At 57.4% G+C, this 12,892-nt stretch carries 13 protein-coding genes; 8 read left to right on the forward strand and 5 right to left on the reverse strand.

The features are described from left to right. Positions 1–119: 119 nt before the first annotated feature. Complete coding sequence (dinG, locus tag RHM55_RS09330) at positions 120–2,264, reverse strand: ATP-dependent DNA helicase DinG (protein WP_322181367.1); 2,145 nt, start codon at positions 2,262–2,264, stop codon at positions 120–122. Positions 2,265–2,375: 111 nt separating this feature from the next. Between dinG and RHM55_RS09335 the strand changes: the two genes are divergently transcribed. Next, positions 2,376–2,840, forward strand: a complete 465-nt coding sequence (locus RHM55_RS09335) for a CopD family protein (protein WP_322181369.1) — start codon at positions 2,376–2,378, stop codon at positions 2,838–2,840. 67 nt (positions 2,841–2,907) lie between these two features. On the opposite strand, the gene RHM55_RS09340 is transcribed toward RHM55_RS09335, so the two are convergent. Next, complete coding sequence (locus RHM55_RS09340; protein WP_322181371.1) at positions 2,908–3,666, reverse strand: collagen-like protein; 759 nt, start codon at positions 3,664–3,666, stop codon at positions 2,908–2,910. Beyond that, a complete protein-coding gene (locus RHM55_RS09345; RefSeq protein ID WP_322181373.1) occupies positions 3,659–3,934 on the reverse strand; it encodes a DUF1145 domain-containing protein in 276 nt (91 codons plus the stop codon). Before RHM55_RS09345 ends, RHM55_RS09340 begins: the two co-directional genes overlap by 8 nt. Before the next feature lie 400 nt (positions 3,935–4,334). Here RHM55_RS09345 and RHM55_RS09350 point away from each other — a divergent pair, with 400 nt between their 5' ends. Both RHM55_RS09350 and RHM55_RS09355 read left to right on the forward strand, forming a co-directional pair. Beyond that, complete coding sequence (locus tag RHM55_RS09350; RefSeq protein ID WP_322181376.1) at positions 4,335–4,832, forward strand: DUF6231 family protein; 498 nt, start codon at positions 4,335–4,337, stop codon at positions 4,830–4,832. Between the two features lie 3 nt (positions 4,833–4,835). Beyond that, complete coding sequence (locus RHM55_RS09355; protein WP_322181378.1) at positions 4,836–5,309, forward strand: YchJ family protein; 474 nt, start codon at positions 4,836–4,838, stop codon at positions 5,307–5,309. A gap of 7 nt (positions 5,310–5,316) precedes the next feature. Here the strand turns inward: RHM55_RS09355 and RHM55_RS09360 are convergent, their stop codons facing one another. Further along, positions 5,317–5,853, reverse strand: a complete 537-nt coding sequence (locus RHM55_RS09360; RefSeq protein WP_322181380.1) for a hypothetical protein — start codon at positions 5,851–5,853, stop codon at positions 5,317–5,319. A 69-nt stretch (positions 5,854–5,922) separates the two neighbouring features. Beyond that, the gene (locus RHM55_RS09365; protein WP_369124883.1) at positions 5,923–7,050 is read right to left on the reverse strand and encodes a cation diffusion facilitator family transporter; all 1,128 of its coding nucleotides are present in this window, start codon (positions 7,048–7,050) and stop codon (positions 5,923–5,925) included. 319 nt (positions 7,051–7,369) lie between these two features. Here RHM55_RS09365 and RHM55_RS09370 point away from each other — a divergent pair, with 319 nt between their 5' ends. The 5 genes from RHM55_RS09370 to RHM55_RS09390 all read left to right on the forward strand — a co-directional run bounded on the left by RHM55_RS09370 (position 7,370) and on the right by RHM55_RS09390 (position 12,885). Further along, positions 7,370–7,579: an SEC-C metal-binding domain-containing protein gene (locus tag RHM55_RS09370; RefSeq protein ID WP_322181382.1), complete on the forward strand. Its 210-nt coding sequence runs from the start codon at positions 7,370–7,372 to the stop codon at positions 7,577–7,579. Positions 7,580–7,808: 229 nt separating this feature from the next. After that, positions 7,809–10,274, forward strand: coding sequence for a penicillin acylase family protein (locus RHM55_RS09375; protein ID WP_322181384.1), 2,466 nt, complete (start codon positions 7,809–7,811; stop codon positions 10,272–10,274). Between the two features lie 311 nt (positions 10,275–10,585). Next, on the forward strand, positions 10,586–11,368 hold the full coding sequence (locus RHM55_RS09380) for a transporter substrate-binding domain-containing protein (RefSeq protein WP_322181386.1): 783 nt from the start codon (positions 10,586–10,588) through the stop codon (positions 11,366–11,368). An 81-nt stretch (positions 11,369–11,449) separates the two neighbouring features. Next, positions 11,450–12,178, forward strand: coding sequence for an ABC transporter permease (locus RHM55_RS09385; RefSeq protein WP_322181388.1), 729 nt, complete (start codon positions 11,450–11,452; stop codon positions 12,176–12,178). Next, entirely contained in the window at positions 12,175–12,885 is a 711-nt protein-coding gene (locus RHM55_RS09390) for an ABC transporter permease (RefSeq protein ID WP_219064159.1), read from the forward strand. Before RHM55_RS09385 ends, RHM55_RS09390 begins: the two co-directional genes overlap by 4 nt. The last annotated feature ends 7 nt before the right edge of the window (positions 12,886–12,892 follow it).

Genomic DNA, 12,892 nt, shown 5'->3' on the forward strand with positions numbered 1-12,892 from the left:
TTGATTAAGTGCTCCTAAACGACCCGTTGATGGCCAGACTTCAGAGTGACAAACAACGTGGCAAACATGGACCGGACCGGGATAAGACCCGATCCGGTGCAAATGATGCCCAACAGCTGTCAGGAAATTTCGCGGCGGAACGGCGGCAGCGCGTTGAGGATCGCTTTGCCGTAACGCTGGGTGACGACGCGTCGATCAAGCAACGTGATGGTGCCGCGGTCTTCTTCAGTCCGCAGCAAACGTCCACAGGCCTGGACCAGACGCAACGACGCGTCAGGCACGGCGATTTCCATGAACGGATTGCCGCCACGGGCTTCGATCCACTCCGCCAACGCCGCTTCCACCGGATCATCGGGGACCGCGAACGGGATTTTGGCGATGACCACGTGTTCGCAGTAGGCACCGGGCAAATCCACCCCTTCGGCAAAACTGGCCAGGCCAAACAGCACGCTGGACTCGCCACTGTCGACCCGTGCTTTGTGCTTGTTCAGGGTTTCCTGCTTGGACAGATTGCCCTGAATGAAAACCTGCTTACGCCAGTCGCGCTCAAGGCCGTCGAAGACTTCCTGCATCTGTTTGCGCGAGGAGAACAGCACCAGCGTGCCACGGGAGCCTTCTACCAGTTTCGGCAGTTCGCGGATGATAGCAGCGGTGTGCGCCACGGCATCACGAGGGTCTGCCTTGAGGTCCGGCACGCGCAACACACCCGCATCGGCGTGATGGAACGGGCTTGGCACCACGGCGGTCACCGCGCCTTTGGGCAGACCTGCACGCATGCGAAAACGATCGAACTTACCCAGTGCGGTCAAAGTCGCCGAGGTCACCAGTGCACCATAGGCAACGTTCCACAGGTTACGCCGGAGCATTTCCGCCGCCAGAATCGGGCTGGCGTTGACTTCGATATCGAACAACGAGCCGCTGTCGGCCAGGGTCAACCAGCGCGCCATGGGCGGGCTGTCTTCTGGATCTTCAGCCGTAAAGGCCGTCCACAACTCCCAGTTGCCATGGGCGCGGGCCAGCAAGCTGCCGAACAGCGGGTACCACTCTTCAGCCTGATGGCTGGCAATGCCGATGTTGACCTCGCCATCCATGCCTTCCTTGAGCAGCTCGGTCAGGCGCGTAAACAGGTCATCCAGGCGGGAAAAACCCTTCTTCAACTCGATGCCCATGTCGCGCATGTGCTCGGGCACCACGCCACCGATGAAGCGGTGACGTGGGCGCTCGCGGCCTTCCATGTCTTCACCGGCCTTGAAATCGGCTAACTGCTCACAGGCCGCGAACATGAACTGTTGCTGGGTCTTGATCTCACGGGCCAGTTCCGGCACCTGCTCGATAAACTTGCCTAGGTCGCCCGGTAAAGGGTGCTGGGCCAGCAGTTTAGCGAGGTTCTTGGCGGTCTGCTCCAGCCAGTCCGACGTCGAGCGCAGGCGCGTGTAGTGGGCAAAGTGGCCGATGGCTTTATCCGGCAGGTGATGGCCTTCGTCGAACACATACAAGGTCTCACGCGGGTCGGGCAACACCGCGCCCCCGCCCAACGCCAGGTCTGCCAGCACCATGTCGTGGTTGGTGACAATGACGTCGACTTTACTCATGCCCTCGCGCGCCTTATAAAAAGCACATTGGCCGAAGTTCGGGCAATGGCGATTGGTGCACTGGCTGTGGTCGGTGGTCAGGCGCGCCCAGTCCTGGTCTTCCAGTGCTTGCGGCCAGCTGTCACGGTCGCCGTCCCATTTATTGCCGGCGAGCTTTTCGATCATGCTGGTAAACAGCTTCTGGCTGGCCTCATCGACTTCGATCTTGAAGCCTTCTTCTTCGAAAAGCTGAGCAGTGGCGTTGGTTGCATCACCTTCCTGCAACAGCATGTCGAGCTTGGACAGACACATATAGCGGCCGCGCCCCTTGGCCAGGGCAAAGCTGAAGTTCAATCCACTGTTGCACATCAGGTCAGGCAAGTCTTTGTAGACGATCTGTTCCTGCAGAGCGACGGTCGCCGTGGCGATCACCAGGCGCTTGCCCGCCGCCTTGGCAGTCGGAATGGCCGCAATGGCATACGCCACAGTCTTGCCGGTGCCGGTGCCCGCCTCGACGGCGACCACTGCCGGGTCGCCCGAACGCCGGCCTTCTTCGTCAGTGTCGATGTCGCCCAGCACTTTGGCGATCTCGGCGATCATCAAACGCTGGCCATAGCGCGGCTTGAGGCTCTTGGCTTCGAGGAAACGCGAATAGGCGCCCTGGATCTGGGATTTGAGTTCGTTACTGATCATTGGCTTAGGGCGCTACGAATGCTGAATGAAGGTGCTGGATAAATTTTCAGTGTTTCTGAGAGGCCGCTATCATACCGTGCTAATTCCTCTCGCGCAGAATGGAGTACCCGAATGACCGCTTTCGCCCTTGTCTACACGTTGCACGTGCTGGCCGCCCTGATCTGGGTCGGCGGCATGTTCTTCGCCTGGATGGTCTTGCGCCCGGCAGCCGGTGTCGCCCTGGAAGGTCCTGCGCGCCTGAAATTGTGGGTCCAGGTGTTTCCGCGGTTCTTTCTTTGGGTCTGGGTGGCGGTGCTGGTATTACCCATCACAGGCGTAGGCATGATCCATCTGCAGTTCGCCGGTTTTGAACTGGCGCCGCGTTACGTGCAGGTGATGATGGGCTTGTACGTGGTGATGGTAGCGCTGTTTATTCGCATCCAGGCACTGCAATTGCCTGAACTGCGCCGTGCGGTGGTTGCCGAACAATGGCCTGAGGGCGCTGCTGTATTGGCCCGTATTCGCCGCTTGGTTGGGATCAATCTGATTGTGGGGCTGGTGCTGGTGGCCGTGGCCGCGACTCGATTTGGGTTTTAATGGTTGAAGCGGTGTGTCAGGCACACCGCTTCAACCCACTCGCAAGCCCATTAAGGCGTGTATTCGCTTACAACCGCTGCAAGGTCATCGCACCATTAGGGCCTGCCGCACCAGGCTGGCCCGGTTGACCTGGCTTACCGGATTTGCCGCCGTCAGCACGGTAGACCACGCAGCCCTTGGAGGCTCCGCCCTTGCCAGCACGCCCCCCCTCACCCGCCAGACCACCCGCACCGCCGTTGACCTGTACTTTCACACGCTCTGCCGGAAAGCTTTGCGGCAGCTCGACACGGACTTGCGCACCCGCAGCACCATCATGACCGTTGCCACCGTTGTCGCCATCGTACCCGCGACCCGCCTGGCCCCAGGTGCAACCCGGAGCCTGACCATTCGCGCCGTCGAGGCCGACAAAACCAGGCGCGCCCGAACCACCACGGGCATCGACCGATAACGCTTCTGCCGTCAGATTTTCCAGACGCAAGGTCAGGTTACGGCCCGGCAATGCGGGTTTGAGAAACGTGCCGGGAGCGCCACGGGCAGTGATTTCGCTACCTGACGCCAACTGACCACGGCCTACCACCAGATTGAAGCTCTGCTCGCTGGGCACAATCGCAATCCGCGCCTCGTGGCCCAGTATCAATTCACCGACCTTTACTTCAGCCAGGCTGGAGGGAATCAGCAAGGTGCCGTAATCGGCGACTTCCAGACGTTCCAGTTGCAAGACCCTGGTTTTACCGGGCAGACGCATCAGCGAATGCGACTCGACCGTCACCACTTGGGCGATAGCCATTGGGCTGCACAATAAGGCCAACAGGCAAAGATTACGCATGAGCAACCTCCGCCGATGGGCGGGAAATGGATTGGATGTGAAAGATACCGAACATAAGAACCAGCAGGCGATCACGCCATGGATGGACGCGCCGGCGCAGGTTGCTATTGAATAGCATCAGTTCAAGCAGGTGGGTCAACAATGCCAGGCTGCCAGCCAGACGGAGCAACACATCGAAAGGACTTGGCAGCGCAGTGGCCATATTGACCAGCACCATCAGCCAGAATCCCAGTGTCATCGCCTTCCCCAACCCCCAAAACAACTTCATACATGCCCCTGGCAGTTATTCTTTCGCGCACAGTAACGGCTTCTGCGCGAGATTTGCCAGCGTGCATTTAAAAATGTTCGAGCGCCCCGATTAGAGGTGCTGTCTGCACCGCGAAAATGCCGGGCGACACACACGCATCGACCCGCACGTCTCTTAGCCGTGCCTAGGCACTTGTCGCAACCGTCCGGGACATTATCATCGCCGCCGATCAACACACCATAGCCCGTGAAAGTGGCGTTTTGAGTCGCCCCTGATCACACACCAGTTACGCCACCAACTGCAGCAGACACAGACCAGTCGGTTTTTTTTGCAAACCTGCACGTCCTGCAGACGTGCTACGCATAGGACTAGGCCATCTCGCTACAGCAGGCTAGTCTTGCAACTCAATTGAGGATTTTCGATGACTGAAGGCTTTTCTATACGCACGCCCCAACAGGCGCTGGCCGCATTACTTGATCGTTACGCCCCCAAGCGTTTGTTGTTGATCGGTGCTGGAAGTTTTCCCGCACTTGAGGCATTTCAGGCTGCTCACCCGGAAACCGAACTGGCCCATGCCGCCCCCGGCGCCTTGCCAGCCGAGCTGGCGGCGCAACGTTTCGATCTGGCACTGGTGGTCGATTGCCTGGAGCATTTGCCTAAACGCATCGGCCTGGAACTACTGGGCGGGATCCGCAACCTTAACGCCAGCCGTATTGCCGTGCTGGCAGATCTGCCCGCGTGCGGCTGGCAGGACACCGACTTTTATTCACTGGCACTGCAAGCCAGTGAACGCTTTGCCCGTGACGAGCAGATCCTGACCTTGTTCACTTACGACCTGCGTGAATACAAACAAGTCCCCGACTGGCTGAATGCTAAGTTCTGGGCCAACCCAGAGAACTTCGGCAAATACTGGTGGTAAATCATGAGTAGCTCGATCTGCCCGTGTGGCAGCGGCAATTTACTGGACGCCTGCTGCGGGCATTATCACGCGGGCCTCCCGGCCCCGAGCGCGGAAGCCCTGATGCGCTCGCGCTACAGCGCCTATGTACTGGGCTTGATCGACTATCTGCTGGACACCACATTGCCTGCGCAGAAGGCAGGTCTGGATCGTCAATCGATCAGTGACTGGAGCGCACAAAGCACCTGGCTGGGCCTGAACGTCGAGCACGTGGAAGTGTTCGGCGGTAAACCCGAGCATGCGCTTGTAACCTTTGTTGCTCGCTGGCATGACGGCAGTGGCGAACACAGCCATCGTGAGCGCTCGGCGTTCGTGCAGAATGAGGGTCGCTGGTATTTCATCGATCCCACTGTGCAGCTCAAGGCGGGACGCAACGATGCTTGCCCCTGTGGCAGCGGGCAAAAATTCAAGAAGTGTTGCGCCGGTTATCTGGGCTGAATCAGGTTCAGCTCAACTTAAGGTGCGATGTGTCTGGCGCAGGTCCTGGCTTGGGCCTCTCAAGCTGGCCCATGTCACTGCCCACCGGCGCCAGGCTGATTTGTGATAAATCCAGACGCGGCACTGGCGCCTCGGCTTTCGGGTCTTGCATATCGCTACCCACCTCGGCAATCGAGAAATCAGGGGCATCTACCGCCGAAAAAGCCGCCATGTAAGCGTCTCTTGGGGCCACTTGTGATCGGTGACTGGGTTGAGCCGGGCGGTTAAAGCCAGGCGCATCGGGCGGCGGCGCCAGCTCCACTTCCTCCATATCGACCTGCATGTCCACCTTTTCGGCCAGTGCCCCGGCGCGTTCAAGGATCGAACGATATTTCTCTGCCGCAGCCTCATCGAGATTGTTCTTGAGCACCAGACGCCGTCCGGAAAACAGCAGCTCGATGCGCTGGGCATCCGCCTGAAACAACTTCGCCAGATTCGCCTCGACCCGCTCGCGCTGGGCGCCGGGGACCAATTGGCCCGTAAAGACAATTTCGTAAAGGTTCATTGGCCATACTCCTACTGCACATGCCCCGAGTATGGCGCAAGCCCACGCTAACAGGTCAAGAGGAAGTGCTCAGAGCCCTGCTGGCTTGGGGAGATCCATATGGTCGAGGTCTGGCTTGCTCCAGGGATCGACATGCGTCATCAGGTTTAATACTCGATGACGCTGCATCACATTCTGACGCGCCTCAACTGCAATCTCATGCCCCTCTTCAACGGTAATCGAAGCGTCCACTTCTATATGCGCGTCAACAATAATCATGTCGCCCATTTTACGCGTGCGGATATCGTGAACACCCTTGATACCGGGCGTTTCAATAAGCGTATTGCGAATCATGGCGACTTCTTTCTCGTCCGCGGCACGGTCCATCAGGTCATGCAAGGCATCCCAACTAAACGACCACCCCATCTTGGAAACCATGCACCCGACAATCAGCGCAGCGATTGGATCAAGGATCGGATAACCCGCAAGGTTACCGACAATGCCGATCCCCACTACCAGCGATGAGGCGGCGTCTGAACGTGCGTGCCAGGCGTTCGCAACCAACATGCTTGACTTGACCTTCTTGGCAACAGCCAGCATGAAACGAAACAGCAACTCTTTAGCGACAAGCGCTCCGCCAGCGACCCATAAAGCAATGACATGCACGGTCTGCACGGTCTCGGGTGCTTCGAGCTTGCCGACGGCCGACCAAATCATGCCAACACCGACGGCCAGCAACAGTAAACCCAGCACCATTGATGCGGCGGTTTCAAAACGCAAATGCCCATAAGGATGGTCTTCATCCGCGTCCTTCTTACTGTTGTGGCTGGCGAACAGCACAACGAAGTCTGCCACCAGATCCGACAGTGAGTGAATACCATCGGCGACCAGGCCTTGAGACTTTGACAGTATCCCCACCGCAATCTGAGTGAACGTCAGAACGAGGTTTACGCCAACACTTACCCATGTGCAGCGAGAGGCAGCCGCTGCCCGCTCAGCAGGGCTATGAAGCTCGTCCTCTGGATCGTCAGCGAACTCTGGATGACTCATGTATAGCTTCTCCTGTGTCTGTAGAGGAAGGTGTGCTGCCCATAGTGAGTTCAGTGTGAATTCAGGAGCATCCCATGCGGATATAACACGCACTGAACGGCAACCTAAATGAACACAGCATTCAACACCCGGGCAGACCATTAAATAGGCGTTTAACAGGGCGTACATGCGAACGATTCAAAGTATGCAAACATTCTTATTTAGCAGGCCGCTATTTTAGATGACGGGCTTCTATTGAGACAAGCGCATTACTTCATATAAAGCTTAAGGTTTCCTGAACATACGTTAATTTTATATTCATAAGGGGACCTGTAATACAGGTACTGTTTATTAAGTGTCCGCTCCAGCAGGCGGCTCTTTTTACTTCAGCGGCTGAGTCTCTTTAACGACCGCCTGACCCGACAAGGATGGCCGCCCTCCGGGAAAATATGACGCTACGTGGAAATTGGGCGATAATTCCTGCCGAATTTATTCTGGAGTGACCTCGATGAACCAAGAAACCCACGTTCATGGCCCCGACTGCAACCACGACCACGACCATGATCACCACCACGACCACCAGCACGCACACGTCCATGGTCCAGACTGCGGCCACGCGCCCCAGGAACCAGTGCGCAATACCTTGAAGGATGTTGGCCGCAACGACCCATGCCCTTGCGGCAGCGAGAAAAAATTCAAGAAATGCCACGGCGCTTAATGTAACCGCCGCATCGCCAACCGCGCTGCGAGCCAACGCGTGCATGCGTTGGTCGATAAGGTCAATCCGCCGAAGCCTTGAATGCCCGGCGCCTGAAAGGGCGCCTTCGCAGGCAACGTAGTCCACATCCCTGGATAAATCCGCACATTAGCCGCGATGGCTGCTTGCGTGGCGCGTGCCGGCTCACTAACGTAGCGCCTTTCCACGCCACCCCCGCAGGAGCTTTGCCATGGCCTCGCCAGCCCTCTCATATTTTCTACCCCGGTTCGGCGTTGCCGCAGCAGTCGCTGGAGCCCTGAGCCTGGCCGGTTGTCAGCTCAACGGCGGCGGCAGCGACACGCTGCCACCGACCTCTGGGGTGTACCCGCTCAAAGGGTTGGCGCAAAATGTTTCGGTGCGCCGCAACAACCTTGGCATGCCGCTGATCGAAAGCAGCACCTTTCACGACGCGCTCTTTACCCTGGGTTATGTTCACGCCAGTGACCGCATCAGTCAGATGGTCGGCATGCGTTTGCTGGCCCAAGGTCGCCTGTCCGAAATGGACGGCCCCAGCGCACTGGAAATCGACCGCCTGATGCGCTCGATCAACCTGAAGAAAAGCGCCAGCGAGCTGTACAACGGCTCTTCGCCGCGCCTGAAACGTTTCTTTGAAGTCTATGCGCGCGGCGTTAACGCCTACCTGTTCCGCTACCGCGACAAACTGCCGGCGGATTTGGCTGCGTCTGGTTATCACCCTGAATACTGGAAGCCGGAAGACTCTGCGCTGATCTTCAGCCTGCTGAACTTCGGCGTGTCAAAAAACCTGCAGGAAGAACTGTCATCCCTGGTATTGGCGCAAAAAGTCGGCGCGGACAAACTCGCCTGGCTGATCCCGACCTACCCCGATGAAGAATTACCGTTCGCTGAAGCCGAGAAGCTCAAGGGCTTGAACCTTGGCCAGGTGTCCGGGCTTAGCGATCTGAATCGAGTCGCCAGCCAACTGTCAGACCTGAACATGCTCGGTGTGGCGGCTGCCAACAACTGGGCGATTTCGCCACGGCGCAGCAGAAGCGGCAAAAGCCTGATGGCCAACGACATACACCAGAGCGCAAAACTGCCTTCGGCATGGAACTTCGTGCAGATCCGCGCCCCGAAATATCAGGCTGCCGGCGTCTCCATTGCAGGCCTGCCCTTGGTGATGGCGGGCTTCAACGGCAAGCTGGCCTGGAGCATGACCGAGGTCATGGGTGACAATCAGGACCTGTTCCTCGAGAAGCTCAAGCGCGAAAACAACAAACTGTTCTATATGGCCGATGGCAAATGGCAGCCCGCCACTGTTCGCAATGAAACCTTCTTCGTTAAAGGTGAGCGCCCCGTTCGCGAAACCATCTACGAAACTCGCCACGGACCGCTGCTCAACAGCGCGCTGGGCGAACGAACAAGCCCACAACAACCAGTGCAACTGAACAGCGGTTTTGGTTTGGCCCTGCAAACGCCAGACTTCAAAGACGACAAAAGCATGGACGCACTCTTCAACCTGTCCCGCGCGCAGAACGTCGAAAAGGCTTCCGATGCCAGCCGCGAAATTCGCGCGATAGCCCTGAACATGGTATTTGCCGATGCACAGAATATCGGCTGGCAAGTCACCGGGCGCTTCCCGAATCGCCGTGAAGGGCTTGGCTTGCTGCCATCGCCAGGCTGGGACAGTCGTTTTGATTGGGACGGTTTCGCCGACCCGATGCTCCACCCCTACGATCAAGACCCGGTGCAGGGGTGGATAGGCACCGCCAATCAGCGCACCGTGCCTAAAGGTTATGGCATGCAACTGTCGAACTCCTGGAACTACCCGGAGCGGGCCGAACGCATCGCCGAAATGGCAGGCAGCGGTAAGCAGGACACCCGCAGCATGATCGCCATGCAATACGACCAGACCACGACCTTCGCTGCCAAACTGAAAAAAATGTTCGAAACGTCGGGCATGGCTCAATCGCTGAAACAGGCAATCGAAGCCCTCCCTGCAACTGATCGCGCCAAGGCACACGAAGCGCTCACGCGCCTGCTGGCATTCGATGGCAAGCTCTCCGCCAACTCGGCCGATGCGGCGCTGTATGAGCTGTTCCTCCAGGAAAGTGCCAAGCAGATATTCCTCGACGAGCTGGGCCCTGAAACCAGTCCGGCCTGGAAAGCCCTGGTCGAAAGCGCCAACCTCTCCTACTCCGCCCAGGCCGACCACCTGCTGGGAAGTGAGGACAGCCCGTATTGGGATGACACCCGAACGCCGCAAAAAGAAGACAAACCGACCATCCTTGCCCGCAGCCTGGCAGCGGCCATCACTGCCGGCGAAAGCCAACTAGGCAATGATCACAAGGCTTGGCAATGGGGCAAATTGCACCATTACGCCTGGACCTCGGAAGGTAGCCGACGCAGCCCGATTCCCGCAGGCGGCGATCACAGCACCCTCAACGAGTCGGCCTATAACTGGGGGCAGGATTTCGACACCCGACTGATCCCGGCCATGCGATTTATCGTCGACTTTGGTCAACAGGAACCGATGATAGGACAGAGCACTGGCCAGTCCGGCAACCCGGCCAGCCCGCATTACGCCGATGGCATCGACCCTTGGCTCAAAGGCCAATACATGAGCATCCCGATGCAGCCGCAGAACTTCGACAAGACCTATGGCAAGCAGAGACTGACGCTGATACCTGGTAAATAATGGGATGCGGCGTGCCAGGCACGCCGCATCGCCCCACGATGGAGCAACGTCCGTGCCTGTTCCCGGAGGACGACTCCAGCGTGCTCGTTTTAGTGGCATATTGGCCTGCGAAGAAACTCGTCTATCCTGTAGCTCGTTCTGAGCTGGCAATGAGCACTTCTCCATCAAAGTCATCATTGCGACAACTCCGTACATTTAAAACGCACGTTCGTCTCTTTGGTTCAAAAATTGCTATCTTCTTCGGGTCTGGCGCTCGCCGGTAGCAAGCCTCGCGTGTTCCCAACGCTCATTTTGGTTTTAAGGACTGATCAATGAAAAAAGCATGGCTGACCCTTTCCGCACTGGCTATTTGTCTCGCCGCTGGTAGTGCAATGGCCAAGGAATACAAGGAACTGCGTTTCGGCGTCGATCCTTCTTATGCGCCTTTCGAATCAAAAGCCGCCGATGGCAGCCTGGTAGGCTTCGATATCGATCTGGGCAATGCGATTTGCGCCGAGCTGAAAGTTAAATGCAAATGGGTCGAGAGCGATTTCGACGGTATGATTCCCGGTCTGAAAGCCAACAAATTCGACGGCGTTATCTCGTCGATGACCGTAACAGATGCGCGGATGAAGGTTATCGACTTCTCCGAGGAACTGTTCTCTGGCCCAACTGCACTGGTGTTCAAGAAAGGCGCGGGCGTAACGGCCGACCCTGCAACCCTCAAAGGCAAGAAAGTTGGCTATGAGCAAGGCACCATTCAGGAAGCCTACGCCAAGGCCGTATTGGACAAGGCGGGTGTAACAACCCAGGCCTATGCGAACCAGGACCAGGTCTATGCTGACCTGACTTCCGGCCGTCTCGATGCTTCCGTACAAGACATGCTGCAAGCCGAACTGGGCTTTTTGAAGTCACCAGCAGGTGCTGGCTTCGAAGTCAGCAAGCCAATCACAGATCCACTGCTGCCGGCTAAAACCGCAGTCGGTATCTCGAAAGGTAACAAAGAGCTCAAGGCGTTGTTGGATAAAGGTATCAAAGCGTTACACGACGATGGTAAATATGCAGAAATCCAGAAAAAACACTTTGGCGATCTGAACCTGTACAGCGGTAAATAACATCCCAACGCCCGTCGATTTCAGGTGAAAATCTACCACCCGATTCGATGGGCGTTTTTTTGACCGCAAAAGGCTTGATCCATGTTTGACGAAATGCTGCAAACCCTTGGATTGTCCGCCTTCAGCTTGAAAGGCTTCGGCCCGCTGCTGCTTCAAGGCACCTGGATGACCATCAAATTATCGTTACTGTCGCTGCTGGTGAGCATCGTGCTCGGCCTGATTGGCGCCAGCTGCAAACTTTCGAGTCTGCGCATATTGCGCATACCGGCGCAGCTCTACACCACCTTGATCCGCGGCGTGCCCGATCTGGTGTTGATGCTGCTGATTTTCTATAGCCTGCAAACCTGGCTGACCGGTCTCACAGAAGCAATGGACTGGGACTACATCGAAATCGACCCGTTCGCGGCCGGGGTCATCACCCTCGGGTTTATCTATGGCGCCTACTTCACAGAAACGTTCCGTGGCGCGATTCTCTCCGTCCCACGCGGACAGGTCGAAGCCGCCACCGCGTATGGATTGAAGCGCAGCCAACGTTTCCGTTTTGTGGTGTTCCCGCAAATGATGCGTTTCGCCCTGCCGGGCATTGGCAACAACTGGATGGTGATGCTCAAGGCCACCGCCCTGGTGTCGATCATCGGCCTCGCCGATCTGGTCAAAGCCGCTCAGGATGCAGGCAAAAGCACGTATCAACTGTTTTTCTTTCTGGTCGTGGCCGCACTGATTTACCTTCTGATCACCAGTATTTCCAACGTTGCTCTGCGCTGGGCCGAACGACGCTATGCCGCAGGTAGCCGGGAGGCACAACGATGATCGAACTTCTCCAGGATTACTGGCGGCCCTTCCTTTATAGCGACGGCTACCACATCACCGGTCTGGCCATGACCATGTGGCTGCTCAGCGCTTCGATCGCTATCGGCTTTGTGGTATCGATCCCGCTGTCTATCGCCCGAGTGTCACGCAAGTTCTGGGTGCGCTTGCCGGTACAGTTCTACACCTATCTGTTTCGTGGGACACCGCTGTATATCCAGTTGCTGATTTGCTACACCGGTATCTACAGCATCGCAGCCGTGCGTGCCCAACCATTGCTGGATGCGTTTTTTCGCGACGCGATGAACTGCACGATTCTGGCATTCGCCCTGAACACCTGCGCTTACACCACGGAGATTTTTGCCGGGGCGATTCGCAGCATGCATCATGGTGAAGTCGAAGCAGCCAAAGCCTACGGACTCAGCGGCTGGAAACTCTATGCCTACGTGATCATGCCGTCAGCGCTACGGCGTTCGCTGCCGTTCTACAGCAACGAAGTCATTCTGATGCTGCACTCGACCACCGTGGCCTTCACCGCGACCGTGCCGGACATTCTCAAAGTAGCGAGGGACGCCAACTCGGCGACGTTCATGACCTTCCAGTCCTTTGGTATCGCCGCCCTGATTTATTTGACTATCACCTTTGCCCTGGTCGGCCTGTTCCGATTGGCCGAGCGCCGTTGGCTAGCCTTTCTGGGCCCGGCTCACTAGGACTTTT

The organism is Pseudomonas sp. MH9.2 (assembly GCF_034353875.1).
GTDB lineage: Bacteria > Pseudomonadota > Gammaproteobacteria > Pseudomonadales > Pseudomonadaceae > Aquipseudomonas.